The 26161-nt window shown below is 66.3% G+C and carries 22 protein-coding genes; 15 read left to right on the forward strand and 7 right to left on the reverse strand.

Going from position 1 to position 26161, the window contains the following annotated elements; all coding sequences use genetic code 11:
- Positions 1-48: 48 nt before the first annotated feature.
- Entirely contained in the window at positions 49-375 is a 327-nt protein-coding gene (locus HF576_RS08585; RefSeq protein WP_168912385.1) for a WhiB family transcriptional regulator, read from the reverse strand.
- A 172-nt stretch (positions 376-547) separates the two neighbouring features.
- Positions 548-1687, reverse strand: coding sequence for a mannose-6-phosphate isomerase, class I (gene manA, locus HF576_RS08590; protein ID WP_168912386.1), 1140 nt, complete (start codon positions 1685-1687; stop codon positions 548-550).
- 163 nt (positions 1688-1850) lie between these two features.
- On the opposite strand from manA, the gene HF576_RS08595 reads away from it, so the two are divergent.
- Genes HF576_RS08595 through HF576_RS08610 form a run of 4 tightly spaced genes read left to right on the forward strand, consistent with a single transcriptional unit; the run spans position 1851 to position 7941 of the window.
- Positions 1851-3335, forward strand: coding sequence for an O-antigen ligase family protein (locus HF576_RS08595; protein ID WP_168912387.1), 1485 nt, complete (start codon positions 1851-1853; stop codon positions 3333-3335).
- On the forward strand, positions 3332-4717 hold the full coding sequence (locus tag HF576_RS08600) for an O-antigen ligase family protein (RefSeq protein WP_168912388.1): 1386 nt from the start codon (positions 3332-3334) through the stop codon (positions 4715-4717). The genes HF576_RS08595 and HF576_RS08600 overlap by 4 nt, the downstream gene beginning before the upstream one ends.
- Positions 4718-4774: 57 nt before the next feature.
- On the forward strand, positions 4775-5743 hold the full coding sequence (locus tag HF576_RS08605; protein WP_168912389.1) for a glycosyltransferase: 969 nt from the start codon (positions 4775-4777) through the stop codon (positions 5741-5743).
- Entirely contained in the window at positions 5716-7941 is a 2226-nt protein-coding gene (locus tag HF576_RS08610; RefSeq protein WP_168912390.1) for a hypothetical protein, read from the forward strand. The genes HF576_RS08605 and HF576_RS08610 overlap by 28 nt, the downstream gene beginning before the upstream one ends.
- 30 nt (positions 7942-7971) lie before the next feature.
- Here the strand turns inward: HF576_RS08610 and HF576_RS08615 are convergent, their stop codons facing one another.
- The 3 genes from HF576_RS08615 to glf form a co-directional block, all read right to left on the reverse strand.
- Positions 7972-8724 carry an ABC transporter ATP-binding protein gene (locus tag HF576_RS08615; protein ID WP_168912391.1) on the reverse strand — a complete coding sequence of 251 codons (753 nt, stop codon included), beginning with the start codon at positions 8722-8724 and terminating at the stop codon, positions 7972-7974.
- A complete protein-coding gene (locus HF576_RS08620; RefSeq protein ID WP_168912392.1) occupies positions 8724-9530 on the reverse strand; it encodes an ABC transporter permease in 807 nt (268 codons plus the stop codon). Before HF576_RS08620 ends, HF576_RS08615 begins: the two co-directional genes overlap by 1 nt.
- Before the next feature lie 212 nt (positions 9531-9742).
- The gene (gene glf, locus HF576_RS08625) at positions 9743-10879 is read right to left on the reverse strand and encodes a UDP-galactopyranose mutase (protein ID WP_168912393.1); all 1137 of its coding nucleotides are present in this window, start codon (positions 10877-10879) and stop codon (positions 9743-9745) included.
- A 310-nt stretch (positions 10880-11189) separates the two neighbouring features.
- Between glf and HF576_RS08630 the strand changes: the two genes are divergently transcribed.
- Positions 11190-13310, forward strand: coding sequence for an SGNH hydrolase domain-containing protein (locus tag HF576_RS08630; RefSeq protein ID WP_168912394.1), 2121 nt, complete (start codon positions 11190-11192; stop codon positions 13308-13310).
- Here the strand turns inward: HF576_RS08630 and HF576_RS08635 are convergent.
- On the reverse strand, positions 13283-15508 hold the full coding sequence (locus tag HF576_RS08635) for a glycosyltransferase family protein (protein ID WP_168912395.1): 2226 nt from the start codon (positions 15506-15508) through the stop codon (positions 13283-13285). The genes HF576_RS08630 and HF576_RS08635 overlap by 28 nt on opposite strands.
- A 199-nt stretch (positions 15509-15707) precedes the next feature.
- Between HF576_RS08635 and HF576_RS08640 the strand changes: the two genes are divergently transcribed.
- Genes HF576_RS08640 through rfbB form a run of 10 tightly spaced genes read left to right on the forward strand, consistent with a single transcriptional unit; the run spans position 15708 to position 24112 of the window.
- Entirely contained in the window at positions 15708-16580 is an 873-nt protein-coding gene (locus HF576_RS08640; protein ID WP_168912396.1) for an NAD-dependent epimerase/dehydratase family protein, read from the forward strand.
- Positions 16577-17320 (forward strand): NDP-hexose 2,3-dehydratase family protein, encoded by a 744-nt coding sequence (locus tag HF576_RS08645; protein WP_168912397.1) that lies wholly within the window; start codon positions 16577-16579, stop codon positions 17318-17320. The genes HF576_RS08640 and HF576_RS08645 overlap by 4 nt, the downstream gene beginning before the upstream one ends.
- Complete coding sequence (locus HF576_RS08650; protein WP_168912398.1) at positions 17308-18327, forward strand: Gfo/Idh/MocA family oxidoreductase; 1020 nt, start codon at positions 17308-17310, stop codon at positions 18325-18327. The genes HF576_RS08645 and HF576_RS08650 overlap by 13 nt, the downstream gene beginning before the upstream one ends.
- Positions 18324-18770 (forward strand): GtrA family protein, encoded by a 447-nt coding sequence (locus HF576_RS08655; RefSeq protein WP_168912399.1) that lies wholly within the window; start codon positions 18324-18326, stop codon positions 18768-18770. The genes HF576_RS08650 and HF576_RS08655 overlap by 4 nt, the downstream gene beginning before the upstream one ends.
- Positions 18767-19600, forward strand: a complete 834-nt coding sequence (locus HF576_RS08660) for a glycosyltransferase (protein WP_168912400.1) — start codon at positions 18767-18769, stop codon at positions 19598-19600. The genes HF576_RS08655 and HF576_RS08660 overlap by 4 nt, the downstream gene beginning before the upstream one ends.
- Entirely contained in the window at positions 19597-20619 is a 1023-nt protein-coding gene (locus HF576_RS08665; protein ID WP_205835064.1) for a glycosyltransferase, read from the forward strand. Before HF576_RS08660 ends, HF576_RS08665 begins: the two co-directional genes overlap by 4 nt.
- The gene (locus HF576_RS08670) at positions 20606-21532 is read left to right on the forward strand and encodes an NAD-dependent epimerase/dehydratase family protein (protein WP_168912401.1); all 927 of its coding nucleotides are present in this window, start codon (positions 20606-20608) and stop codon (positions 21530-21532) included. Before HF576_RS08665 ends, HF576_RS08670 begins: the two co-directional genes overlap by 14 nt.
- Positions 21533-21591: 59 nt before the next feature.
- Positions 21592-22182, forward strand: a complete 591-nt coding sequence (locus HF576_RS08675) for a dTDP-4-dehydrorhamnose 3,5-epimerase family protein (RefSeq protein ID WP_168912402.1) — start codon at positions 21592-21594, stop codon at positions 22180-22182.
- A 58-nt stretch (positions 22183-22240) separates the two neighbouring features.
- Complete coding sequence (gene rfbA, locus HF576_RS08680) at positions 22241-23110, forward strand: glucose-1-phosphate thymidylyltransferase RfbA (RefSeq protein ID WP_168912403.1); 870 nt, start codon at positions 22241-22243, stop codon at positions 23108-23110.
- 3 nt (positions 23111-23113) lie between these two features.
- Entirely contained in the window at positions 23114-24112 is a 999-nt protein-coding gene (gene rfbB, locus HF576_RS08685; protein WP_168912404.1) for a dTDP-glucose 4,6-dehydratase, read from the forward strand.
- Between the two features lie 18 nt (positions 24113-24130).
- Here rfbB and HF576_RS08690 read toward each other — a convergent pair whose 3' ends face one another.
- The gene (locus HF576_RS08690; protein WP_168912405.1) at positions 24131-26098 is read right to left on the reverse strand and encodes an LGFP repeat-containing protein; all 1968 of its coding nucleotides are present in this window, start codon (positions 26096-26098) and stop codon (positions 24131-24133) included.
- Between the last annotated feature and the right edge of the window lie 63 nt (positions 26099-26161).

Below are 26161 nucleotides of genomic sequence, written 5' to 3' on the forward strand. Positions count from 1 at the left end.
GCACGCGCCGCGTCCGCCGGATCGGGCGGACGATCGGCGCGCGAGCGATCAACCGGCGCGGCGCTTCAGCTTGCGACGCTCGCGCTCGCTCAGTCCGCCCCAGATCCCGAAGCGCTCGTCGTTCTGCAACGCGTATTCGAGACACTGGTCGCGAACGTCGCACGACGTGCAGATGCGCTTGGCATCCCGCGTGGAGCCGCCCTTCTCGGGGAAGAACGCCTCCGGATCGGTCTGGGCGCACAAGGCGTCTGTCTGCCATGCGAGCGGATTGTCGTCCTCCGCGTCGGTGTTGCGACGAACCCCCGGAACCCCCAGTTGAACCGGATCGACGAACCAGTCGTCGGGAACGCCGGAACGGAATTGCGAAACCGTCATGTCGTTCTCACCCCCCGTGAATCCTGCTCCACGCTGGTGCGTGTACGCATAATTACACCCGTGTAGTTCGCGGAGGTCAAGTCGCAGATACTAAAGCCTCAACCGGTTCTTGAACCTTCACGACGCGCCGACGGCGTGTCGTGCGCGATAACGGTCCGATGAGAAACCTCGCTCACGCACCGGGAAGCGCGATGAAGAGCTCGCCTGTACCGGTCACGTGCAGCTCTCCCTCGTCCGGCGTGGCGAGCACGGCACGCCCCGGTGCGAGGCGGGCCGACGAGCCTGACGACCCGCCCGTTACGGTCACGTCGCCGGCCGTGGCGAGCGCGATGGCGGGCCCGTTCAAGGCCACCGAGGCGGGGGCATCCACCCGCAACAGGGCGAAGTCGGGGACGGGCACGTCGTACCGGCCGACGCCCTGGCCGACCTCACGAGCAGTCAGCACCGGCGGAAGGCCCGGCTCGTCGCGGAGCACGCTCACCAGTTCGCCGGCGTCGACATGCTTCGGCGTCAGACCGCCCCGCAGCACGTTGTCGCTCGCCGCCATGAGCTCCACTCCGAGACCCTCGAGGTACGCGTGCAGGACGCCCGCCGGCACGAACAGACCCTCGCCGCGTCGGAGCGTCACGAGGTTCATCAGCAGTGCGACGACGATGCCGGGGTCGCCGGGGAAGGATGCCTGCAGCGCCCGTGCCAGGTCCAGTTCGGCGGCGAACTCGTCCGAGTGTGCCGCGACCGCCGCCGCGATGACGTCGCGAGCGGCCTGGACGCCGTCCGACAGGAGCCATCCGATCACGGCGGCGAGCGAGGCATCCGGACCCGCCAGCCGCTCCGCGAGCGGCTGTGCCTGCGGGCCCAGCTCCGCGACGAGACGTCGCGTGGCCTCGAGCTCACGCAGGCCCGCGAGCGCGCGGAAGGTGTCGCTCAGCGCGACGATCAGCTCGGGCTTGTGGTTCGCGTCCCGGTAGGTGCGGTCGCCAGCGCCGCGCGGGATGCCGGCGGCCTCTTCGCGGGCGAACCCCGCCTCGGCCTGCGCCTTGGAGGGGTGCGCCTGGATCGACAGAGCGGATGCCGCGGCCAGCAGCTTCAGCAGGTACGGCAGCGGCTGCGCCACGCCCGCCTCGGCGCCCTGGTCGGCGATCCACCGGTCGAGCGTGCGACCGTCCGGCGTCTCGGCCGGGTCGCCGGGGTGATCGCCGAACCACACCTCGGCCTCGGCGTGCCCCGAGGGCTCGCGGCCCTGGAGTTCTGCGATCAACGACGTCGAGCCCCAGGCGTAGTCGCGAGGGTCGTTGGCGAGGGGGATGAGCATCCGCCCAGCCTAATGACGTGCCGTATCCGCTCGTTGAGCGAGCGGAGCGAGACGACACGTCCGGACCACCGTCCGACACCGCGATCCGCATGTTTCGTCTCGTCGCTGGGCTCCTCGCTCAACGACCGGGGAAAGCCCGATCTCGCGGGGTAACCTGATGGCGATGGCCGTCTACTCGAAGCACCCGGCGTCGGCACCGCCCACGCCCCCGGTCCGTGAGAAGACCGGCCATCTGCTGTTGCGCGGCTGGTGCATCTTCGTGCTGTTCATGTCGCTCTCCGGCGTGGCGTGGGTGCACACGTTCGGCACTCCCGTCGCGGCGGCCATCACGATCGGCGCCGGCGTGCTCTCGGTCGTGCTGTGGATCATCCTGCGCCCGCCTGTGCAGTGGCGCCGCCTGCCGTGGTTCGCCGCGGCGTACGTGGTGTGGGCGACGCTGTCGATCCTGTGGTCGGCGTGGCCCGGCACGACGGCGATCACCCTGCTGCTGCTGTACCTCACCACGATCCAGGCGCTCTTCATCGGGACCGTCCTGACGTGGCGCGAACTCGTCCGGGCCGTGGCATCCGCCCTCAAATGGGTCATGGCGCTGTCGCTGCTGTTCGAGCTGGCGGTCTCGGTCTTCGTGCAGGCGCCGATGCTGCCCGGCTTCGTCGTCGGGGAGGCCGACGACCCCATCGAGTACTGGTCGCGCAACAACCTGTTCGACTGGCCCGAGCGCCTGCAGGGCATCATGGGCAACGCCAACCTGCTCGGCCCCGTCGCGTTGCTGGCCATCGTCGTCTTCGGAATCCGCATCGCGGCCGGGGCACCGCGGCGGGTTCTGCTCTACGCGTGGATCGTACTGTCCGCATTCTTGTTCTTGCGGGCGTCGTCGGCCACGGCCTACCTCGCCGCCGCCGCGGTGGCCGTGGTGCTCGCCACGGTGCTGCTCATGCGTCGCGCGCGCCGGCCCGGCGAGCGCACCAAGTACTACATCGCGTATGCCGTCGTCGGCGTCGGCGGGCTGCTCGGCCTGTGGCTGCTGCGCGACACGATCTTCAGCGCCCTGGGGCGCAGCTCCGACCTCACCGGCCGCGAGGCGATCTGGGAGGCGGTCCTCGGCCGAACCGCCGAGCGGCCCTGGGTCGGGTGGGGCTTCGCCACGCCGTGGGCCCCGTGGGACCCCGCCTTCGACCGCTGGGTCGTCGATCACGGCCAGACGGTGATGCAGGCCCACAACATGTGGATCGACGTGTCGATGCAGCTGGGCATCATCGGCGTGGTGCTGATGGCGACGGTGTACTTCGCGTTCGTGTGGCGGTCGTGGTTCTTCGCCGTCGACCGGCCCCGGTGGGATCTGAAGGCCGACCGGCCCTACTCCTCGCTGACCTTGCTGCCCACGCTCGTCGGCGCGATCCTGCTCGTGCAGGGGCTCGCCGAATCCACTCCCCTGCTGTTGTGGGGGTGGCTGTTCGTCGTCATGCTCGGCGCCAAGATCAAGCAGTCGCCCCACGTCGGAGTGGGCCCGGCCGAGCAGAGCGCCGCGATCGAGCGCGGCGAGCGGTCCCCGGCCTTGGACGAGCCATATCCGCCGGTCGAGCGCACGCACCCCCCGGTCGTCGAGCGAGCGCAGCGAGACGAAACCCCGTCGAAGCGAGCGACATGACCTCGCCGGCCCAGACCCCACCGCACGGCTGGCTGGTCACACTGCTGGCCTCGGCATCCTTCGCCCGTGCGTACACGCTCGCCGTGTTCGGCGCCGTCTTCGCGTCGTACGTCATCGAGCAGGTCGCAGGTCGCATCACCTACATCACGATCGTCGCGGGTCTCGCCGTGCTGGGTATAGCGGTGCTGGTCGCACGCTGGCAGGAGATCTCACTGCTGCGCCTCGTGCCCACCACCGTGGTCATCTTCGTCGGGTGGGCGCTCGCGAGCGTCTTCTGGAGCGAGGACACGTCCACGTCGTGGTGGAGCTGGGTCTCGACGGCGGCGCTCGCCTTCATCGCCGTCGTGATTGGCCACATCCGCGACACCCTGCAGACCGTCCGGGCGCTCGGCGACGTGCTGCGGGTGCTGCTGGCGATCTCGCTCGGCGTGGAGGTCCTGTCGGGCATCCTGCTCGACCTGCCCATCACCTTCCTCGGCGTGCAGGGCAATCTCGCCCAGCTGGGTCCGATCCAGGGCGTCTTCGGCACGCGCAACATGCTCGGCTTCGTCGCGGTGCTGGCTCTCATCACGTTCTTGATCGAGTACCGCACGCAATCGATCCGGCCCGGGCTCTCGGTCGCGTCGGTCGTGCTCGCCGGCGGTCTCGCGGCTTTCAGCGACTCCCCCACCGTTCTCGTCCTCGCCGTCGGCGTAGGCCTCGCGGTCGCCGCCCTTGCGTGGGTGCGCCACACGCGCCCGGAACGCCGGGCGGGCCTGCAGCTGGCCCTCGGCGGGGTCGTCGTGGTCGGAGTCTTCGTCGGCTATGCGGCGCGGCATCCGATCATCGCCCTGCTCGGCGCCGGAAGCGACTTCTCGATGCGCGTCGACCTCTGGAACCTGATGGTCGACCAGGTGCGATTCCGCCCCCTGAACGGCTGGGGCTGGTACGGGCCGTGGGCTGAGCGGGAGTTCCCGTTCATCTACCTGAACTTCGAGCTCGACGCGTCGCACGCCACCGGGCTGAACGCCTACTTCGACGTGCTGATGCAGCTCGGCTGGGTCGGCCTGGTGCTCTTCGTGGGCCTGGCCGGTCTGGCACTCGTGCGCTCGTGGCTGGCCGCGAGCGAGCGGCGCTCGGTCGTGTACGCGTGGACGCCGCTCATGCTCGTCGCACTGCTCGTCGACTCGATGTTCGAGAGCTTCACCCTGACCGGGCTCGGCTGGATGATGCTCGTCCTGTGCGCCGTGCGCGCCGGACAGTCCCGGTCATGGCGCGAGCGCATCGGAGGCGGAACGGATGCCGGTGGCACCGGCCTCCCCCACGTTCCGGGCTTCGGGCGCCCCGGAGCAGCGGCCGACAGGCCACCCGGCGCTCAGGGACCGGACGGACCGGCAGGGTAGGCTTCTCTCCGGCCCGACGCCTCGGCGCCCGTTGCCCCGCTCCCGGAGATCACCCCCGTGACACACGTTCCGTCAGACGCCGAGTTCGACCCGGCGACCGCCACCATCGCGATCGTCACGTACAACCGCTCGGGCCTGTTGACGCGCCTTCTCGGGAGCATTGCAGCGATGGATCCGAAGCCCGGTCACGTCGTGGTCATCGACAACGCCTCGACCGACGACACGACGGACGTGGTGGAGTCGTACCGCGACCGACTCGGCGATACCGAGCTCGTATACCGCCGCATGGAGACGAACACCGGCGGCTCGGGTGGATTCAGCGAAGGCATGCGCGTCGCGTACGAGCTCGGCTCGCAGTGGATCTGGCTCATGGACGACGACGTCGAAGTCATCGACGACGGCCTGGCCAAGATGGGCAAGTGGGCGCCTCGCTTCAAGAGCATCCAAGGCCGCCGCTACGACTACGACGGCAGCGAGTTCTACTGGCAGTACCGCATCGCCGAGAAGATGGGCATTCCGATCCCGTTCGCGCCGGCATCCTTCGACTCCTCCGGCTACAAGCCGATGAACTCCGGATGCTTCGAGGGCATGTTCATCCACCGCGACATCGTGAAGCAGATCGGGCTGCCCGATCCGCGCTTCTTCATCTACTGGGACGACCAGACGTACGGCTGGCTCGCCTCGCGCAAGACCCAGTCGGTGATCGTGGACGAGTTCGTGCTGCGCCGCACGCGCGAGATCAAGCAGTGGGACATGGGCATCCGCCACATGAACGCGTCGAGCAACGCGTACCGCTACTACATCATGCGCAACCGCGCGATCATTAAGCGCTACTACCAGTCGCTCGGGGTCTACCGGCGCGTGCCGTTCGCACTGGGCACGGCGCTCACGTTCGGCAAGGAGCTGATCCGCCTCGTCTTCGTCGAGCGGACGGTGCGCGGAACGTCGAACCTGTTCCGGGGCCTGCGCGACGGACGGAAGATCGCGAAGGATTCCGCGTGGAAGCCGATGCCCCCGCTCGACTGACCGCCGCGCGCGGTCGATGGATAGCCGGTTCCCTATCGGTTGCCGCTGTTCTCCTGCTGGCTGCTGCCGTCCTCGTGCAGTCAGGTACGCCGCTCGCCACAGTCGGCTGGTATCTGGCGTTTCTCCTCTGGGGCGTGGTCCTCCCTGGCTTCATCGTCCACAGGAGCGCTCGCGGGCCGCAGCAGGCCTGGCCGCACGACATCGCGCTCGGCGCCGCAACCGGATTCGTGCTGCTCGTCGTCCCGACGACGATCGCCGTGGCCACCGGAGTCGGCAACGCGTTGTGGATCTGGCCTGTCCTGACGCTCGCCCTGCTCATCCCGTCCCGCACTCGCGGGCGGGTGCTGGCTCGCCCGGCTGGCGACGCATGGGGTGCCGGGGCCTCGATCGGCGTGGGGGCGTCGACAGCAGCGATCATCCTTCATATCGACCGCTCCTTCTTCGCCGTGACACCGCTTCCGCCGTCGGACGTCGCTCTCTATCAGGATCTGCTCTGGCACCTGGGCCTCATCGGCGAAGCGATGCGGTCCATTCCCCTCGGAACCCCGCAAGCGGTAACGGCCGGGCCCTTGCGCTACCACTGGTTCGCAAACGCCGAGATCGCCGGCGAATCCCTCATCTCGGGCATCGATCCATCGCTGCTCCTGCTTCGGCTCTGGCCGCTCGCCCTCTCGGCACTGGCCGTGACCCTCACCGCCGTGATCGCCCACTCGCTGTCCAAAAGGAGTCCCGCGGCTCCCTTGGCTGCGGCGCTCGCCGCGTCGACGATGTTCTTCATCCCGTGGGTGGAGGCGGCCGGCCCGCATGACGCCTTCCGGCCCCTCTCGCCCTCGCAGCTGTTCGGGATGATTCCGCTCCTCCTCGGACTGCACTCGGCCTTCGCCTGGAGTCGTCCAGACCGACGGCCTGGAGATGCTGTCGTCCTCGCCCTCAGCCTGACGGTGGCGGCCGGCACGAAGCCTACGCTTCTGCCGCTCCTGCTGGCGGGCTGCGTGATTGCGGCCACCGCGAGTGCGATCCTCCGGCGTCCCGTCTGGCCGATGCTCGCCGCGGCCGCTGCCACGGCGGCCCTCCTCGTCGGCTCGCTCTTGTTCGTATCGGGCGGCGATGCCGGTACCGGCATTTCGTTGTTCGCGTCACTCACGTTGTTCGCTGCGTTCCGGGAGACCTCATCGCATGGTGGGAGCCTCGACCCTGCTGGACTTCTGTCGTCGTCGGGACGGCTTGCCGCAGGAGTGACCTTCGCGGCGCTTTGGGCTGTGCGTCCGCTTCTGGGCACCGGTGCTCTCTTCCAGTCGAATCTGAGGCGTAGACCCGAGGCGTGGATGATCTCCGGTGCGTGCGGCGCGGGCGTTCTCGCGTTCCTCGTCCTCGGTCATCCCGGATTCAGCCAGCTCTACTTCCTGTACACCGCGTTTCCTCTCGGGGCGATTGCCGGCGCCTGGTGGCTGGTGACAGCGATCGCCGACCGCCCTTGGGCCGCCCGCACGGCCGTCGTGGCAGGCATCGTGGGTGCGATCATCGCGACGGGCTCCTACTGGTGGGGCACAGCGCGACATGCATCAGGATGGAGTCCGGAGTCGGTTCTTCGCAGTGCGGCGCTCGCCGGCGTCGTGCTGCTAGCGGCCAGCGTCTCCGTAGCCGTGGTGGAGACCGTCCGGCACCGGCGCGGTGGGGTGGGCGACGGCCCCGCGATCGTCATAGCGCTGTCTCTGACGATCGGCGCCATCATCGCGTCGCTCCCCTACACGGCTCTCATGCGCGATGCCCCGCCCGCAGCGGCGACGTCGATCGCGGCGGCGCAAGCCGAGGCGGGTCGCTGGATCGCGCGCAACACGCCGACGGATGCGCTGCTCGCCGTCAACGATCATTGCCTCGGAGACGAGACCGTGGAATGCGACGCCCGCACGTTCTGGGCTTCGGGGCTCGGACAGCGGCGGGTTCTCGTCGAAGCGTGGACCTACACTCCTCAGTCCGGACACGGAGCCTTTTTCGACCCGCAACTCCTCACGTTCAATCAGTCCCTCTTCGAGCGCCCGACCGAGGCGCTGCTCGACGAAGCCGCTGCGCAGGGCGTGGGCTGGCTCGTAGCGACGGAGGGAGCAACTCCGGTCTCACCACGCCTTCACGAGCTCGCCGATCTGGTGTACACCAACGATTCGATCGCCATCTTCCGACTGCGCCAGACGGCGGAATGACGTCCGCGGCGACGCTGCGCCGCACGATGCTCAGGAGATGCCGCTGTTGTACTGCTCGTTGTAGCGGTCCAGGACGTCGTCGATCGGAGCGTCCAGCGCCAGGCGGTGCCCATCGAGGTAGAGCCCGCGCGTGCAGAAGCGGCGCAGATCCCGTTCATTGTGGGAGACGAAGAAGAGCGTCCGCCCATCGGCGAGTAATTCGTCGATGCGCCGATAGCACTTCTCACGGAACGCCTTGTCGCCGACAGCCAGCACTTCGTCGACCAGCAGGATCGGCTCTTCCAGCTGCGACACCACCGAGAAGGCGAGTCGCACCTTCATGCCGTTGCTGAGGTGCTTGTAGGGCGTGTCGACGAAGTCGCCCAACTCGGCGAAGTCGATGATGCCGTCGAAGCGGCGCGAGACCTCGGCCTTCGACATCCCATGAAGTCCCGACGTGAGTCGCACGTTCTCACGCACCGTCAGGTCGCCGACGAAGCCGCCGGTGATCTCGATCAGGGGGGCGACTCCGCCGTGGACGGTCACCGTGCCTTCGTCCGGGAGCAGGACACCCGCCACGAGCTTGAGCAACGTCGACTTGCCCTGACCGTTGCGCCCCACAACGCCGATCGACTCCCCCGGCTCGACGTTGAAGCTCACGTCACGCAGCGCCCAGAACTCGCCGGGCTTCGAGCGCCGGGACGAGTCGGCGAAGAGGTCCTTGATATTCCGGCGACCACGGCGGTTGCGGCGGAAGCGCACGCCGAGATCCTTCACCTCGATCGCGAGACCGGATGCTGTCATCACAGCTCCTTCAGCATGGGACGCTCGAGCCGGCGGAAGGTGAAGATACCAAGGCCCAAGAAGAGGAACGACATGACCGCTCCGATCCAGACGACCCACGGATCCCATTCGCCGGGAAAGAACCCGACCCGATAGAGGGCGAAGATGCCGGAGAGCGGGTTGAACGCGGCGAGCGCTTCGGCCCAGCCAGGCAGGTCTTCGACCCCGTAGATCACGGGCGATGCGTAGAAGAGTGCACGCAGGATGAGCTTCGTCGTGCGCTCGAGGTCAGTCCAGAGAACGCAGAGCGGCGCCACCAGCAGTCCGAGGCCGATCAGTAGCACCGTCTGAAGGAAGATGGCGACCGGGAACCAGAGCAGCCCCCAGTTCATCTCCGCCGGAGTCTTCGTGAACTGCGAGACGACGATGAACAGGGCGAGTACGGGGATTGAACAGAGAAACTCGATCCCCTTCGAGAGCACGATTCGGTTGACCCAGATCGTCCGCGGGATCGCTGTGGACCGCACCAGGCGGGCGTCTTTATTGAATGCCCTCGTGAAGTCCGAGACCGCAGCGTTGAACCACACCCACGGCAGGAGCGCGGTGATGAGGAAAACGATGTACGGATCGTGCCCGACCGTCCGCTGGAACACCTGGGTGAAGACGAACCAGTAGATCGCACTCATCACGAGCGGGTCGAGGATCGACCACAGGTATCCGAGCGCGCTGGTCGAGTACCGGACCTTGAGGTCGCGCGCCGACAGCAGCCACAGGGAGTGGAGGTAGCGCCGGGGCGATCCGGGGGCGCCGACGGCGGCGGTGGTCACGCACTCGATTCTAGGCGGCGGGAGCACGACGGTCCGCGCATCCCGTGGTCACTTGCGCAGCGCCGCCGCCAGCTGCCGCGCGATCTCAGATCCCATTTCGGCGTACCCTCGCATCCCATCAGCGCCGCCGCGACCGTGACGGCGACGAGCGCGGCTGTCAACCGGCGCCACGCCCTCCTCACGGTCGGTCGACACCCCGTGCAAGCTTTCGCCTACTGGAGCTGGTTGTTCCACATCGACAGCGCCGAGCCGATGGCCATGTGCATGTCGAGGTATTGGTACGTGCCGAGACGCCCGCCGAAAAGGACGTCCTTCTCACTCTTCGCGAGTTCGCGATACGCGAGCAGGCCGTTCCGGTCCTCAGCCGTGTTCACCGGGTAGTACGGCTCGTCCTCGCGCGAGGCGAACCGCGAGAACTCCCGCATGATCACCGTCCTGTCGGTCGGGTAGCGATCGGCGCGCTCGGGGTGGAAGTGCTTGAACTCGTGGATGCGGGTGTACGGAACATCCGCGTCGGCGTAGTTCATGACCGGCGTGCCCTGGAAGTCCGCGACCTCGAGCACCTCTTGCTCGAAGTCGAGCGTGCGCCAGGACAGCGCGCCCTCGGTGTAGTCGAAGTACCGATCGACGGGCCCCGTGTACACGATCGGCAGCTGCCCGACTGTCGTGCCCTTGTTCAGCGGCTGCGACTCGTCGAAGAAGTCCGTGTCGAGCTTCACCTCGATATTCGGGTGGTCTGCCATGCGCTCGAGCCACGCCGTGTACCCGTCGGTCGGCAGGCCCTCCCACGTGTCGTTGAAGTAACGGTTGTCGTAGTTGTAGCGCACGGGCAGCCGGCTAATGACCTCAGCCGGGAGATTCTTGGGATCCGTCTGCCACTGCTTGGCGGTGTAGTCGCGGATGAACGCCTCGTACAGCGGACGCCCGATCAGGGCGATGCCCTTCTCTTCGAGGTTCGCGGCATCCTTCGCGTCGAACTCTCCTGCCAGCTCCTGGACGAGCGCCCGCGCGCCATCCGGCGAGTACGCCGCGTTGAAGAACTGGTTGATGGTCCCGAGGTTGATCGGCAGCGGGTACACCACTCCCTTGTGGTTGGTGTAGACCCGGTGGACATAGTCGGTGAAGGTGGTGAAGCGATTGACGTACTCCCACACTCCCGGGTTGGACGTGTGGAACAGGTGCGCTCCATAGCGATGCACCTCGATCCCGGTGTTCGGCTCGTCTTCGCTGTACGCGTTTCCGCCGATGTGAGGGCGGCGGTCGATCACGGTGACCTTGCGATCGGATGCCGCGGCTCTCTCCGCGATTGTGAGGCCGAAGAAGCCGGAGCCGACGACGAGGAGATCCATGTAGCGAACTGCTTTCCTGAGACGGGCGCCGACGACACGGCGACGCGACGGAATCGTTCCGCCGCGTACGTGCCATTTTATCGGCGAGCGGACTGGATGCCGACTGGGAGCGCCCCGGCCGCCGCGCGATGCACTGCCGGATATACTCACGAGGCGGCGAACGCCGCTTTCCACGGACGAAGCACGGGCATCGTTCACTCCTGTTCTCGCATCGGGATCCCACGCCTTACGGACCAGACGTCATGCTCACGCGCACATCCACCGCCACTCCGCGCTCGACGACCACACCCGCGATCGACGAGGCCGACCGGTGACGGCTCGCGTCCTCGACGTCGACGCTGTGGCCCCTGCCGGGTCCGGCGCGTCTCCCCGGGACGTCAGGCTCGAGATCCAAGCACTTCGCGCTCTGGCTGTCCTCGGGGTCGTGCTCTTCCATCTGTGGCCTTCGGCGCTGCCGGGCGGTTTCGTCGGCGTGGACGTGTTCTTCGTCTTGTCGGGATTTCTCATCACCGATCACCTGATGCGGGAGCTCAACAGGACGAACTCCATCAGCCTCCCGCGGTTCTGGGCACGCCGCATCCGGCGCCTCCTCCCCGCGTCGTTCGCAACCATCGCCGCGACTGCCGTTGGCGTATACACGCTCGTTCCCGCTAGTCGATGGCCACAGTTCGGCCAGGAGATCATCGCGTCGGGTTTTTATGTCGAGAACTGGTACCTGGCCTGGCAGTCGGTCGACTACATGGCGCTGTCGAACGTCAAGAGCCCGAGCCAGCATTTCTGGTCTCTCGGCGTCGAAGAGCAGTTCTACGTCGTTTGGCCCCTCCTGCTGCTCCTTGCCGCTTGGCTCGCGACGCGGATGAAGAAGAATCGGCGGGCGGTGGCGGCGGGCGCGCTCGTGGCTGTCGCCGTCGCGAGCCTGATTCATTCTGTTTCGTACTCTTCGAGCGATCCGGGTCCGGCCTACTTCTTCACGTCGACTCGAGTGTGGGAATTCGCGGCGGGTGGGATCCTCGCTCTCTGGCTCAGCTCCGGTCGCGTCGCTCTGCGTCCCAGGGCGGCGTCCGTCGTGTCGTGGGCCGGCATCGCGTGCGTCATCGTCTCGATGGTGACGTACGGCCCTGCCACGCCCTTCCCGTCGTACACGGCGATGCTGCCCGTGGTTGGGACGTGCCTCGTCATCGTCGCCGGCATGCCCTCTGTGCGCTGGGCACCGAGCCGCGTGATGGCGGTGCGCCCTGTCCAGTTCGTCGGTGATGTCTCGTACGGTGTCTACCTGTGGCACTGGCCGCTCATCATCCTGATTCCATACGCTCTGGGAGCGCCGCTCCCGACGTGGCTCAAGGTGATCGTCCTCGCCGCGTCGATCGCGCTCGGCTTCCTCTCGAAGAAGCTGGTCGAGGATCCCATCCGGCGTCATCGGGTTGTCACCCAGCACCGTCCGCGATGGACGTTCGCCGTCACGGCCGCCGCGATGGCATTGACCATGGTCGCTGTGCTGCCGATGGCGCGATGGACCGCCCAACCGGTGCCCGCGCCGGAACCCACGACGGCCGGATGTCTCGGCGCCATGGCGATGCTGGATGCAGGGTGCGGCGATGTCACGGCCGCTCCGCTCATCGCGGATCCGACCTCGTTCGCGCAGGATCTCCCTCCCTCCGAGATCATCGGCTGCAGCCGCGCCGCGGAGAGCGGCACGTACGCTCGATGCGAGTTCGGAGACCCGTCTGCGCCGCGCCGCTACGCGTTGCTCGGAGACTCGCATGCGGTGCGTCTCGTCGAGCCTCTCGGCGACATCGCGAGGGAGCGCGATCACGGACTGAGCACATTCCTCATCAACGGATGCGCCGCAGTGGCCCGAGAGGAGGTGGGAACGGTGTGGGGAATGCCCGATCGCCCCGATCTCTGTCGCGAGACCTCCGCCGCCGCACTGGATGAGATCGCCGCTGACGAGTCGATCGACGTCGTCATCCTCAACAACCGAACGCGTCTGTACCTCCCCACGGATCCTGCCGATCTCCCGCTGACGGCCGAGCAGGTCGCAGACACGATCTCACTGCTCCAAGCCGCGCAGAAGCAGGTCATCGTGCTCGAGGACACGCCGGAGATGCACGAGACACCCCCCAGAGAGGCGGAGAGCGCTTCAGACTGCCTGCTGCGCACTCGCGATGTCGAAGCGTGCGCGCTCCGGGCTCCCCAGGCGGAGTTCGCCGACCCGATGCGAGCGGCCGCCGAGATGACCGGAGCGGGTCTGCTCTCGCTCAACGATCTCTTCTGCGACGACGATCTTTGCCTTCCGCAGGTGGGAGGACTCATCGTCTACAGCGACGACAACCACCTGACTCGATCGTTCGCAGGGTCGCTTCGCGGTCCTCTGGGCGAGCGACTGGACCAGGCGCTGGCAGATCAGGCCGCGGCGGCCGACGCGGGCTGAGTCCGCTCCGCGCGGCGAAGCACGATCGGCGAGGCGACCGACCACCCGATCGCGAGCACCGCGGCGGCGATCCCGGCGCCCAGTTCGAACGCCCACCCTGGCGGGCGGAAGGTGACCGTCACCGTCTCTCCGACATCGGCGGCGCCGACTTCGACCGTCAGGAGGTACCCGCGCTCCGGGTCTGCCAGAGCCCCACGATCGGTCGCGTACCCGGGCCAGGCCAAGCGGCTGAAGACAACCTCGCCGCCCCTCGCGCCGACCGCGTCCACGGTGAATGTGACGGAGGTATCCGACTGCGACAGCACGGTGACCTCAGTGCCGCCTGCGGTGCGCGCGACGCCACCAGCGGGCGGGAGCGGGTCGTTCCGATGAAGCGTCCAGGTGAACTCTCCCGGCTCCACGGTCCAGCCCTCCGGCGCCACAGGCTCTTCTTCGAGCCCCTCGCCCTTGATCACGATGACCGTGTTGAGCGAGAGGTCATCGACGAGGAGCGGCGCCTGTCCGCCGAACAGGGCATCGTACGCGCCGGGGCACGTCCAGCCACGGAGGTCGATGCACAGGTCCTTCACGAACGCACTGAAGGGAAGGACGGTATAGACGCTGGCGGAGTCCTTCCCCGTGACGTACCAGAGATTCGCCAGCAGCGACTCTTGGTACGACTCGGGATGCGACTGCAGCGAGTAGACGTCACCGACGCTCATGATGCCCGAGTCCATGCCGTCACCGACCGAACGGAGCTGCGCGACGGACGACGGCACGCGGAAGTCGCCCAGCGGACTCGTCGGATACTTTGCGAGCTGTGGGGCGAGGACGACCACGGATGCGGCGAGAGTCAGCAGAGCCAGCGTGGCCGCACGCGACGTCCCGGCTCGCCCGCCGCCCTCGCGTCCTGCGCCGGATCCCCCTGCCACGAGATCGGGCTCCGATCCGGTATCCGCGGATCCCCCAGTTCGATACCACCGGTCGAGCAGCCAATAGAGAATGAGCTGCAGCGTCAGTCCCAATCCGACCCACGCCCATGCGGCCGGCTGCGCCGCCCAGGCCAGCCACGCCGAGAGAACCGTGATCAGCACTATGCCCACGCGCTGGCGGAAGGTCACCACGGGTGGCATTCCGCGGCTCGCCAGCACGGCGAAGACCAGGGCGACGACCACCACGACGTACGGCATCATGCGCGCGGGATACCGCAGCGGACCGATGACGCTCGGTCCGATCACGAGCGCGACGCTCACGGCGAGCATCGCATACGGGACCAGAAGTGAGCGCCAGTTCTTGACGGCTGCACGGGCGAAGAGAACGAACAGCGGCAGGAGCCAAGTCACGTACTGCAGGGGCACCGGGGCGATGTCGCCCCAGTACCCTTTCACGGTGCTCACGGCGGTGGGGATCGCAGACGTGGCCAGGTCACCGATGTCCATGTTGAGGAACAGGTCGTTCGCAATGCCTGCGTTCGCTCGTTCCGTCACGGGCGCCGTGAGGACGCCGGGGAGATACACGAGCACGGTGAGGAGCGCTGCATACACACCCAAAACAAGGGGTCTCACCGTCGCCCGGAACCCGCGACGGACCCATTCCTCGATCACTGTGGCGATTAAGAGGAATGCGAGCTCGATCACGCCGAAGACGTAGCCGACCGTGATCAGCAGGAGGGCGAGTATGAAGAACGGGATCGGGCTTCGGCCGCCGCGTACGTGGCGTCGAACCGCCCACCACGTCAGGGCGAACAGGGCGACGTTCTGTAATCCCGTGACCCACGATGGGGCGTCGAGATAGGCGGTCTGCCCGCCCGTCGTCGCGATGAATCCTGCCACCGCGGCCCAGTGGGGTGCGGCCCCGAACTCGCGCGCGAGCAGAAACACGCCAGTGCACAGTGCGAGCAGAAAGACGACCTTCACGACCGTCGCATAGACGACCGCGTTGGGGACTGCATGGGATCCGACGGCGATCACCCAGGCGAGCGGGCTCAACAGGCCCCACTGACCCTCGGCCAAGTAGTTCCCGCCCTGCCATGCGCCGGGATCGAGCATCGTCCAGCTCCCGGACAGCAGGCGCGAGCCCAGTCCGTACCACTGACCGTACGCCCCGAGCTGCGTGTCGTCCCAGAAGAAGTACCGGGTGGTGACGACCACACGGACCAGCGCGATCAGAACTGTTGCGGCGCACGCGAGGAGCCACCAGACGGCGGCTCCTTCCGGCATCCTCCGCGCTCCGCCGCCACCGGCCTGCGACGTTCGCTGCGCACGGGTGTCGGTATGGGCACGCGAGGGCGGAGCGGTCTGCACCATACGAGGGTACCGGGCGAGCGCGAGCGCTCCCCGACGGAACCCCAGAGGCACGCCTAGTACGCTGGGTAGGCGTGCCCGCCGGGCACAGGTGAGCGCGGAGGAGTTTTCATCGATGGGTGCGACTGTCGCTGTCACGGGCGCCGGAGGCTATATCGGTCGACACGTTGTGCGCAGCATCCTCGAACGGGGCGACGACGTTCTCGCCGTGGTGCGGCAACCTGATCCCGAGCTCGCCGCCGAGCTCGGACGCGACCGCATCATGCAAGCCGACGTGTTCGACCTCGACACCTCCGACTGGACGCGACTGACCGCGTGCGATGCGCTCATGCACTTGGCGTGGCGCGACGGCTTCGTCCTTCGCTCGCGTGCGCACGGCGAGGATGTGTCCCGTCACTACGAATTCCTGTTGCGGTCAGCCGACGAAGGGATCGGCAGAATCGCGGTTCTCGGGACGATGCACGAGATCGGCTACTGGGAGGGCGCGATCGGCGAAGACACCCCTAGCAATCCGACGACTCCATACGGGATCGCAAAGCACGCACTGCGTCGCCTCCTGGAGACCTCGTTGGAGGGCTCGGAGACCTCGCTGGCATGGCTGCGCTGCTACTACATCACCGGAGATGACGAGCGCAGCAACTCGGTCTTCAACAAGATCCTGCTCGCCGAGGGGCGCGGCGACACGACGTTCCCGTTCACCAGCGGACGCAATCTCTACGATTTCAGCGACGTTGCTGACCTCGCGGATCAGCTCGTGACCGCTGCTCTCGATCGACAGGCTCTCGGCGTCATCGACTGCTGCTCGGGCACCCCGCAGTCACTCGCAGACGCTGTCGAGGGCTTCATCGCCGCGCGGGGCCTCTCCATACGCCTCGAGTACGGCGCGTTCCCCGACCGCCCGTTCGACTCGCCCGGAGTGTGGGGCGACCCGACCCGCATCAGCGCGATCATGGCGCACAACCCGACACGCTCGAAGAAGGAACAATGACGCTGAGAGACGAACTTTTCGCAGTCGCGGCGCGGCTTGAGAACGCTGCCGATCGCGATCAGATCCGTGAATACATCGATCTGGTGCTGAGCGACGAGAACGCGTTCTACAACACCGATGAGCTGCGCGAATGGATCGATGCGATCCGCGCCGCATCGCCGATCCAGCTCGACCGCAAGAACATCTCGGACCTGCGCAACTGGCACGTCGACCCGATCACAGGTGAGATCTTTCACGCCTCCGGCGAGTTCTTCCGCGTCATCGGCGTGGGAATCACGAACTCGGCGCGCGAGGTGAGCGGTTGGGATCAGCCGTTCATCTATCAGAAGGAAGCCGGAATCCTCGGCATCATCCGCACCCGGTTCGACGGAGTCTGGCACTACCTGCTGAATGCGAAGGCAGAACCGGGTAACACGCTCCTTTACCAGATCTCGCCCACACTGCAGGCGACGTACTCGAATCTGAAGACCGCCCACGGTGGACGAGTGCCCCGCTTCAGCGAGTTCTTCGTCGAGGAGGGTGCGGCGCCACGCAAGGTCGTCTATCGTCAGTGGCTCGCCGAGGACGGCGGCCGGTTCTTCCTCAAATCCAACCTCAACATGCTCGTCGAAGTCGCCGCCGAAGATCTGCCCGTACTTCCCGACGAGTACCGATGGTTCACCCTGTCGCAGATCAAGCAGCTGCTCCGGGAAGACAACTACATCAACCCCCACGTGCGAGGCATCCTGTGCCACCTCTGAGAATCGGCGTACTGGGCGCGGCGAAGATCGCCCATCGCTCGTCCGTACCAGCTCTGCTCGCGACGCCCGGCATCGAGGTGGCGGGCGTGGCGGCGCGGGACTTCGCGCGTGCGCGCGAGTTCGCGGATGTCCACGGCATCGCCGCGTATGCCGACTACCGCTCGGTCATCGATGACGACGACGTCGATGCCGTCTACATTCCGCTCCCGGTCGGATTGCACGCGGAATGGGCGCTCGCGGCATTGCAGTCCGGTAAGCACGTTCTGTGCGAGAAGTCCCTCGCGGGCTCGTACGACGAGGTACGCGACATCGTGGCCGCCGCGCGCGCCGACCACCTCGTGGTCGTCGAGAACTTCATGTGCGAGCGCCATCCGCAGAACGAGTTCGTCCGCGCTCAGATCGCCGACGGCGCCGTCGGACCGATACGCCACGCCGCCTTGTCGTTCGGCTTTCCACCCTTTCCGGCCGATGATCTCCGCAATTCGCGCGCGCTCGCCGGCGGTGCACTGAATGATGCGGGAGCCTACTGCGTCGACATGGCGGCGTTCTACCTCGGTCGTTGGCCGACCGCGGTCACCGCGAGTCTTGCCGACGCCGACTACGAGGTCGACGTCATCGGCTCGGCACTTCTGGAGTACACGGCTGGCCTGACGGCGGCCGTGTCGTTCGGATTCCTTCACGACTACCGCAACGAAGCGCGGATCTGGGGTGATTCCGGTCAGATCGAGATCCAGCGCGCCTTCTCGATACCGGCGGACCGCCGGCCCGACGTCACGATCACCCGCAACACGGTGGCTGATCGCATCGATCTGCCGCCCGCGGATCAGTTCGCACTGCAGATGGGCTACTTCCGGGACCTCGTCGCCTCCGGCAACGGCGCGGCCGAACTCGAGCGCCGTCTGCGACACGCGGCCGTGATGGAGGCCGTGCGCCGCTCCGCAGCACAGCATCGCCGCGTCACGCTCGACGAACTTGCCGACTGGACTCCGCCGGAGGTGTCGCGTTGAGCGACCCCATCGAGCCTGAGGCGCCCCCCGGGCCGCTCCTGCGCCTCATCAAAGACAAGAGAGTGGCGTTCCTGATCGTCGGGGCAGTCAATACCGTCATCGGCTTCCTCTGGTACACGCTGTTCCTCTGGCTCCTGCAGGCGCTGCCTGCCGGCTACATGATCGCACTCGTCGCAGCGCAGATCGTCAGCGTGCTGTGCGCCTTCGTCCTCTATCGTCGGTTCGTGTTCCGCGTCCGCGGGCACGTGTGGCGAGACCTGATCCGATTCTCGTCCGTCTATGCCGTCTCGTTCGGCATCAACCTCCTGGTGCTTCCCGCGCTCGTGGAGCTGCTCGGCTGGCATCCGCTGTGGGCCCAGGTCGTCATCGTCGTCGTGACGACGATCGTCAGCTACATCGGGCACAACTACTTCTCATTCCACCGAAGGACGGAAGAATCGTGACCGCCCCCAAAGTGTCCGTCGTCGTTCCGGCGTACAACAACGAGCCGTTCATCCGGCAGACGATGCGCTCGGTGCTCGACCAGGCCGACGTCGACCTCGAACTGGTCGTCGCCGACCACACTTCATCCGACGGCACCTGGGATGCAATGGCGGAGTTCGCCGATGATCCGCGCGTTCGCCTCCACACGACGCCTGCGGGCGGCGGCGCCGAGTCGAACTTCAACCGCGTCTCGGCCGAGGCGACCGGAGAGTATGTGAAGCTCCTGCCCGGCGATGATTACCTGCTGCCGGGCATGCTCGCACGCCAGGTCGCGATTCTCGACTCGAATCCGGGAGCGATGCTCACGGCATGCAAACGCGTGCTGGTGGACGCAAGGGGCGCCGACCTCCTGCGCGATTACGGACTCAAGGGCGTCCGCGGCCCGCTGAGCGGGCCTGACGCGATCCGTTCAACGGTCCGAGCGGGGTCGAACATCTTCGGTGAGCCGGGCTCTGTCCTCATGCGGCGCTCCGCGCTCGAGGCGGCAGGCTACTGGGACTTCTCGCACCCCTATCTGGTCGACGAAGCGACCTACGTCAACGTGCTGATGACCGGCTCGTTCGTTCCGGAATTCCGATCGGGCGCCGCGTTCCGGTTGAACAACGGGCAATGGAGCGTCGCGCTGACCGGCTACCAGTACGAGCAGGTGTCGGGTTTCCACCGGGCGCTGCATGCGCGAAGGCCCGATTTGGTGAGCGAGGCCGACGTGCGAGTAGGAAATCGACGGGCGTGGCTGATGGCCCAGCGCCGACGAGTCTCCTACCGAATCCTGAAGAAGAGGATGTCATGACTGATCAGGTGAACGAGACCCTCCACCGGATCTCCATCGTCATTCCGGTGTACCGAGGAGAGCGCACGCTCCCGACCGTCATCGATGAGCTCCTGCCCTACACGGACGCGTTCCGCACGCCCGGCGGACACCTGGCGAAGGTCGAGGAGGTGATCCTCTCCTACGACCGCGGACCGGACCGATCGGACGACGTGATCCGCGACCTTGCACATCGGCACTCGTTCGTGAAGGCGGTATGGCTGAGCAGGAACTTCGGTCAGCACGCGGCGACTCTTGCAGGAATTTCGTCGTCCGGCGGCGACTGGATCGTCACGATCGACGAAGACGGTCAGCAGGACCCCGCGTACATCAGCTCGATGCTCGACACCGCGATCACCGAGGGCGCCGAAGTGGTCTACGCGAAGCCCACCAACAAACCACCGCACGGCGCCATCAGGAACGCGGCGTCGCGCACGGCCAAGCGGATCCTCCAGTCCGTATTCGGCAGCGGCAATGCTTCGGATTTCAACAGCTTCCGGCTGATTCTCGGTGAGATCGGGCGCAGCGTCGCCGCCTACACCGGCACGGGGGTGTACTTGGATGTCGCGCTCACCTGGGTGACGAACCGTCAGGTGACATCGCCGGTTCAACTACGGGAGGAAGGTGACCGGCCCTCCGGGTACTCCTACATGCGCCTCCTCGGTCATTTCTGGCGAATGGTGCTGTCGACGGGGACCCGTGGTCTCCGTCTCGTCACGATCGTCGGCGCTCTCTTCGCCGCGGCTGGTGTCCTCTTCGCGATCTACCTCGTCATCACACGTTTTGCGTCGGGCGATATCCCCGAGGGGTGGACCTCGCAGATGGTGCTCACATCTCTGGGCGTGGGCGCCATTCTGGTCTCGCTCGGCATCGTCGCGGAGTACATCGGCATCGCAGTCAACATGGCGATGGGCAAACCGCCGTACCTCATCGTGCGCGATCCGGCGCTGTCGCCGCTGTCCGCGGGCAAATCGAACACGAAGACCGATGCCGCCGATTGACTGGGTCGTCGGGCGTGGCCTGCTCGGCAACGCCGTGGCACGGACGCTCGATCGCGAGCCCATGTCATGGGCTGTCGATTGGTCGCAGGGTGCCGCTTCACGGCACGACCTCCACACAGGGCTGTCTCGTCTCTACGCGACGCAGGCCGACTCGTACCGCATCTTCTGGTGCGCAGGAAGCGGCGTCACGTCGACGGGCGCCGATGTCTTGCAGCGCGAGGCGGCGGTGTTCGCCGGCTTCCTCGAGGACTTCGCGGGGATTCCGGCCGACTTGCGTGCTCGCACCACTCTCTTCCTCGCCTCCTCTGTGGGGGGCGCATACGCCGGGAATCCCGATCCACCCTTCACGGAGACCTCGCCTGCAGTCGCCGCCTCAGCGTACGGCGAGACAAAGCTCGCGATGGAGTCCGCCCTCCGCGAGGCGGTCGCGACCTACGGGATGCGGGGCTTCATCGGACGAATCACCAACCTGTACGGCCCTGGTCAGAGGATGGGCAAACGGCAGGGCCTGATCTCAGTGGTCTGCGAGACGTACCTCACTCGACAGCCGGCCACGGTCTACGTGTCGCTCGACACGCTGCGCGACTACATCTACGAAGACGACTGCGCGGCGATCGTCGTGGCCGGCACCGCGCGAGCAGAATCCCTCGCTCTCGGTGACTGCGCGCTGAAGATCATCGGCGCGGGCACCGCCGTCTCGATCGGCGAGCTGCTCGGGACGATCTCGCGGGTGCGGCGGCGCAGGCCGCTCGTCGCGTTCGGCGGTGGGAACGCCCTCGGACAAGCACCCGATCTGCGCGTGCGAAGCGAGATCTGGCCGGACCTCCAGCAGTACGTGTCGACGTCGCTGCCGGCGGGAATCGACGCCGTGTTCCGGGCCATGACCACATCCGTCGCGCATCCGAGTATGTGACCGCGTGAGGCTTCGGGGCCGCAAAGGCTCGATAGTGCCCCGCTGATAGGCTGGAAGGTATGCATGTGCGCCCCCTGAGCATTCCCGGAAGCTTCGAGTTCACACCCCGCCAGTTCGACGACAACCGTGGATCGTTCGCCGAATGGTATCGATTCGAACCGCTCGAGGAAGCTGTCGGCCACGCGCTCGACCTTCGCCAGGCGAACATCTCCCGATCCGCGAAGGGCGTGCTCAGAGGCATCCACTATGTCGATCTCCCCGGCCAGGGGAAGTACGTCACCTGCGCGTACGGCGCCGTGCTCGATTTCGTCGTGGACATCCGTGTGGGATCTCCCACCTTCGGGCAGTGGGACACCGTGCTGCTCGATGACAAGGACCGTCGCGCGATCTATATCTCAGAGGGCCTTGGGCACGCCTATGTGTCGCTCGAAGAGGATTCGATCGTCACCTACTTGTGCTCCAACGTCTACAACGGCGACACCGAGGGCGCGATCCAGCCGCAGGATCCGACGGTCGCCCTCACCTTCCCGCCCGAACTCGGGTCCCCCATCCTGTCCGACAAGGACACGGTGGCCCCGACGCTCCAGGAACTCCTCGAGGCCGGCTCGTTGCCCACATGGGAAGAGGCCCGTCGATACTTCCGTCAGTGAGGACGGCGGAATTCGCCACGCCGCCGCAGTGCGGCCAGAGAATGAGGAAGCAGACTTCATGAAGGGAATCATCCTTGCCGGTGGTTCGGGAACGCGACTCCACCCGATCACTCTCGGGGTGTCGAAACAGCTCGTTCCCGTCTATGACAAGCCGATGATCTATTACCCGCTGTCGACGTTGATCAACGCGGGGATTTCCGAGATCTTGATCATCACCACGCCGCAGGACTCGGATCAGTTCCGGCGCCTGCTCGGGGACGGCTCGCACTTCGGCATCGAACTCTCGTATGCCGTGCAGCCGAGCCCCGACGGCCTGGCCCAGGCGTTCACGATCGGAGCGGACTTCATCGGCGACGGCACTGTCGCTCTCGCCCTGGGGGACAATATCCTCTACGGGCCAGGACTCGGTCAGCAGTTGCGACGCTTCCGGGATCTCTCCGGCGCGGCGATCTTCGCATATTGGGTGGCCGACCCCTCTTCATACGGTGTCGTCGAGTTCGACGACGCCGGCCGCGCAGTCTCGATGGAGGAGAAGCCGGACTCACCGAAGAGCAACTATGCGGTGCCGGGCCTGTACTTCTACGACAATGACGTCGTTCAGATCGCTCGCGATCTGAAGCCATCGGCGCGCGGTGAGCTCGAGATCACGGACGTCAATCTCGCGTACCTGCGGCGCGGCGAGCTCCAGGTGGAGGTTCTGCCGCGTGGCACGGCATGGCTCGACACCGGCACGTTCGACTCGATGACGGACGCCGCCGAGTTCGTTCGAACGATCGAGCGTCGGACCGGTCAGAAGATCGGCGCACCCGAAGAAGTCGCCTGGCGGCGCGGATTCCTCACCGATGACCAGCTCCGCGAGCACGCGAAGACTCTTCAGAAGTCGGGCTACGGCCAGTACTTCATGTCCATCCTCGAGCAAGGACGCTGACCCATGGCCCGACTCCTCGTCACTGGCGGTGCCGGTTTCATCGGCTCCAACTTCGTCCGCTATGCGATAGCGCGTACGGATCATCACATCACGGTCCTGGACGCACTGACTTACGCAGGCAACCTGCAGTCGCTCGCGGGCCTGCCGGAGAACCGGCTGCGGTTCGTGAAGGGTGACATCGCAGACCCGCAGATCGTCGACGAGCTCGTGCGAGACACAGACATCGTCGTGCACTATGCCGCTGAGTCCCACAACGACAACTCGCTGGCAGATCCCCGCCCGTTCCTCGACACCAACGTTGTCGGGACATTCACATTGCTGGAAGCGGCTCGAAAGTACGACACACGGTTTCATCACATCTCCACGGACGAAGTCTACGGAGACCTCGAATTGGATGACCCCCAGCGCTTCACCGAAGCAACGCCATACAACCCCTCGAGCCCGTATTCGTCGACCAAGGCAGGCAGTGATCTGCTGGTGCGCGCATGGGTGCGCTCCTTCGGGGTGCGCGCGACGCTCTCGAACTGCTCGAACAACTACGGTCATTATCAGCATGTCGAGAAGTTCATCCCGCGCCAGATTACGAACGTGCTTCGCGGCGTGAAGCCGAGGCTGTATGGCCAGGGGCTGAATGTGCGTGATTGGATCCATGCCGACGATCATTCCTCCGCGGTCCTCACGATCATCGAGCGAGGCGTCATCGGCGAGACCTACCTCATTGGTGCTGACGGAGAACACAGCAACCGTGAGGTTGTGGAGAAGATCCTCGTCCTGATGGACCAGCCGCGGGACGCATACGAGCTCGTCACCGATCGTGCAGGCCATGATCTGCGGTACGCGATCGACTCGACGAAGCTGCGCACAGAACTGGGCTGGGCACCTGCCTTCGGTGAGTTCGACGAGGGACTCGCCGATACGATCCGCTGGTATCGCGACAACGAGACGTGGTGGGCTCCCGCGAAAGAAAACACCGAGGCGTTCTACGCTTCACGCGGTCAATAGTCCGGCTCGATCGGAAGGTCACTCGCGACGGATCTGTCCGGTCGCCTGAGTCCAGACGAGGGTGCCGCCTTCGAATGCGATCGAACATTGTCCACTAGCGCACGCCTCCCCTCCGAGCGGCCATCCAAGATCGGATCCGGGGCCGCCTAGTCTCTGGTACATCTGAGCCAGCCCACTGTTCGCACGGAGCGATGAGACAGCGCCGCCACGCTTGACGTATACGGTGCCACCGCGGAAGGTCTGGAACCACCCGCTGCCGGAGGCTGTTGTCGACTGCATCGGAGCGGTCGGCGCCCCCAGCCATCCATCGAGGCCGCCTCGCGCAGTCCACTCCGTCGACACCGCTCCACTCACATCGCTGATCGTTCCGGTCGGCTGGTCCCACACGCTGACGGCGCCCACGAAGACGATGGCGCAGCCCCCAGGACGACAGTCCTCCGACTTGAGGGGCCACCCGAGCGGGCCGGCGACTCCGCCCAGGCTTTCGTACCGTCGGACGATTCCGCTGTTCGACCGCAATCCGGAAGCGTGACCGCTCGCGGAGACGTAGACAGTGCCTCGCCTGAACGCTTGAATAGTCCCTCCGCCAGCGACCGAAGATGTACCCGCTGCTGCCATCGGCGCCCCGAGCCACCCGTCCACACCCCCAGAGTCCTTCCAGATTGCCGCACCAGCGGCCGGGATAACGTTGATCGCACCCGTCCGGTAGTCCCACACGCTTGTACTGCTGTCAAATGCGATCGAACAGCCCTCGACTCCGCAGACCTCGTCGCCTTTCGGCCATCCGTAAGCTCCCGTCGGACCGCCGTTACTGTCGTATCGCCGGGCGAGACCACTGTCGGCCCGGAGTGTCGATGTCACACCGCCAGCGACCACATACGTCTTTCCCCGCACGAACGACTGGTGCCAGCCGGGTGCGGCTCCTCCGACCGTCGTCATCCGACTGGCGGGCCCACCGATCGGATTGTTCACTCCACCGTCTGCGATCCAGTCAGCGGCGATAGCCCCCACCACGGGGTTGACCTGACCGGTCTCGTTGCTCCACGCGATCGTCCCCTGCTCGTACGGAACGCGACAGCCGAACGCACCGCATTGTTCGGGGCCGGCCGGCCAGCCCACACCGTAGGACGGCCCACCTCCCGCAAGGTACACGTGCGTGATCAAGCTGTCACTGCGCAGGGCCGCCATCGCTCCGCTCACCGCAGCGAATATCGTCCCGCCACGGAACGACTGATACCAGCCCCCACCCGCCGCCGAGGACCATGCCATTGTGCCGCTGGGCTGTCCCAGCCAGCCGCTCCCGCCACCTTGCGATGACCAGATGGAGGCAATGAGTCCGCTGACGGGATAACCGGTGCTGCCGAACCAGTCGGTGAAGTAGTTGTAGAAGTTTCTGTTGCCGTAGCTCGAGCAGGCGTCTCCGGTCCCGTAGCCGGCCGCGAGGGCAGCGCGGTTGGGCTGATAGGGCGTGTAGTAATACAGATTCGCCGTCGCCTGGTTCTCGATGTAGACGGGGGCGCTGCCGCAAGACGCGTCGGGATGGAATCGCAGATTCCATGTGCGTCCCGGGGCGTACCACGTGAAGTACTGACTCGTGCCGGGCGGATTGGCATAGCGCTTGAACTGCCAAGCCGCACCATAGACCTGGTTGAAGAATCCGTAGTAGCGCGTGTCGCACGCTGCTGTGTCAGGGCACCCTTGTCCCATGGCGATCGTGTATCGCCAGTCGCTCGGCCACGTGTGCGTGACCAGCCCCTGCTCCTTCTGCAACGTTGCGAGGATGACCTGCGGATTGATCCCGCACGACTGCGCCACCCGTGCGATGATGCGCGACGCAGGCTCGTTCGCAGCACCGCTGTATCCCTGGCACATCGCATCAGCGGACCGGTTCGTCGACGTATCGCGTTTGTCCCTGAGGCACGTGTACCCCGCTTGGCACGTGGGGACCTGAGACACCAGGAACGACTGGATCTGCGCTTCGTTCATCGATGATGAGTTGAAGAACACTCCGTCGCTGATGAGGTTTCCCGGTCGGAAGCCCGAGAGATC

The organism is Microbacterium salsuginis (genome assembly GCF_012524205.1).
Lineage (GTDB): Bacteria > Actinomycetota > Actinomycetes > Actinomycetales > Microbacteriaceae > Microbacterium > Microbacterium salsuginis.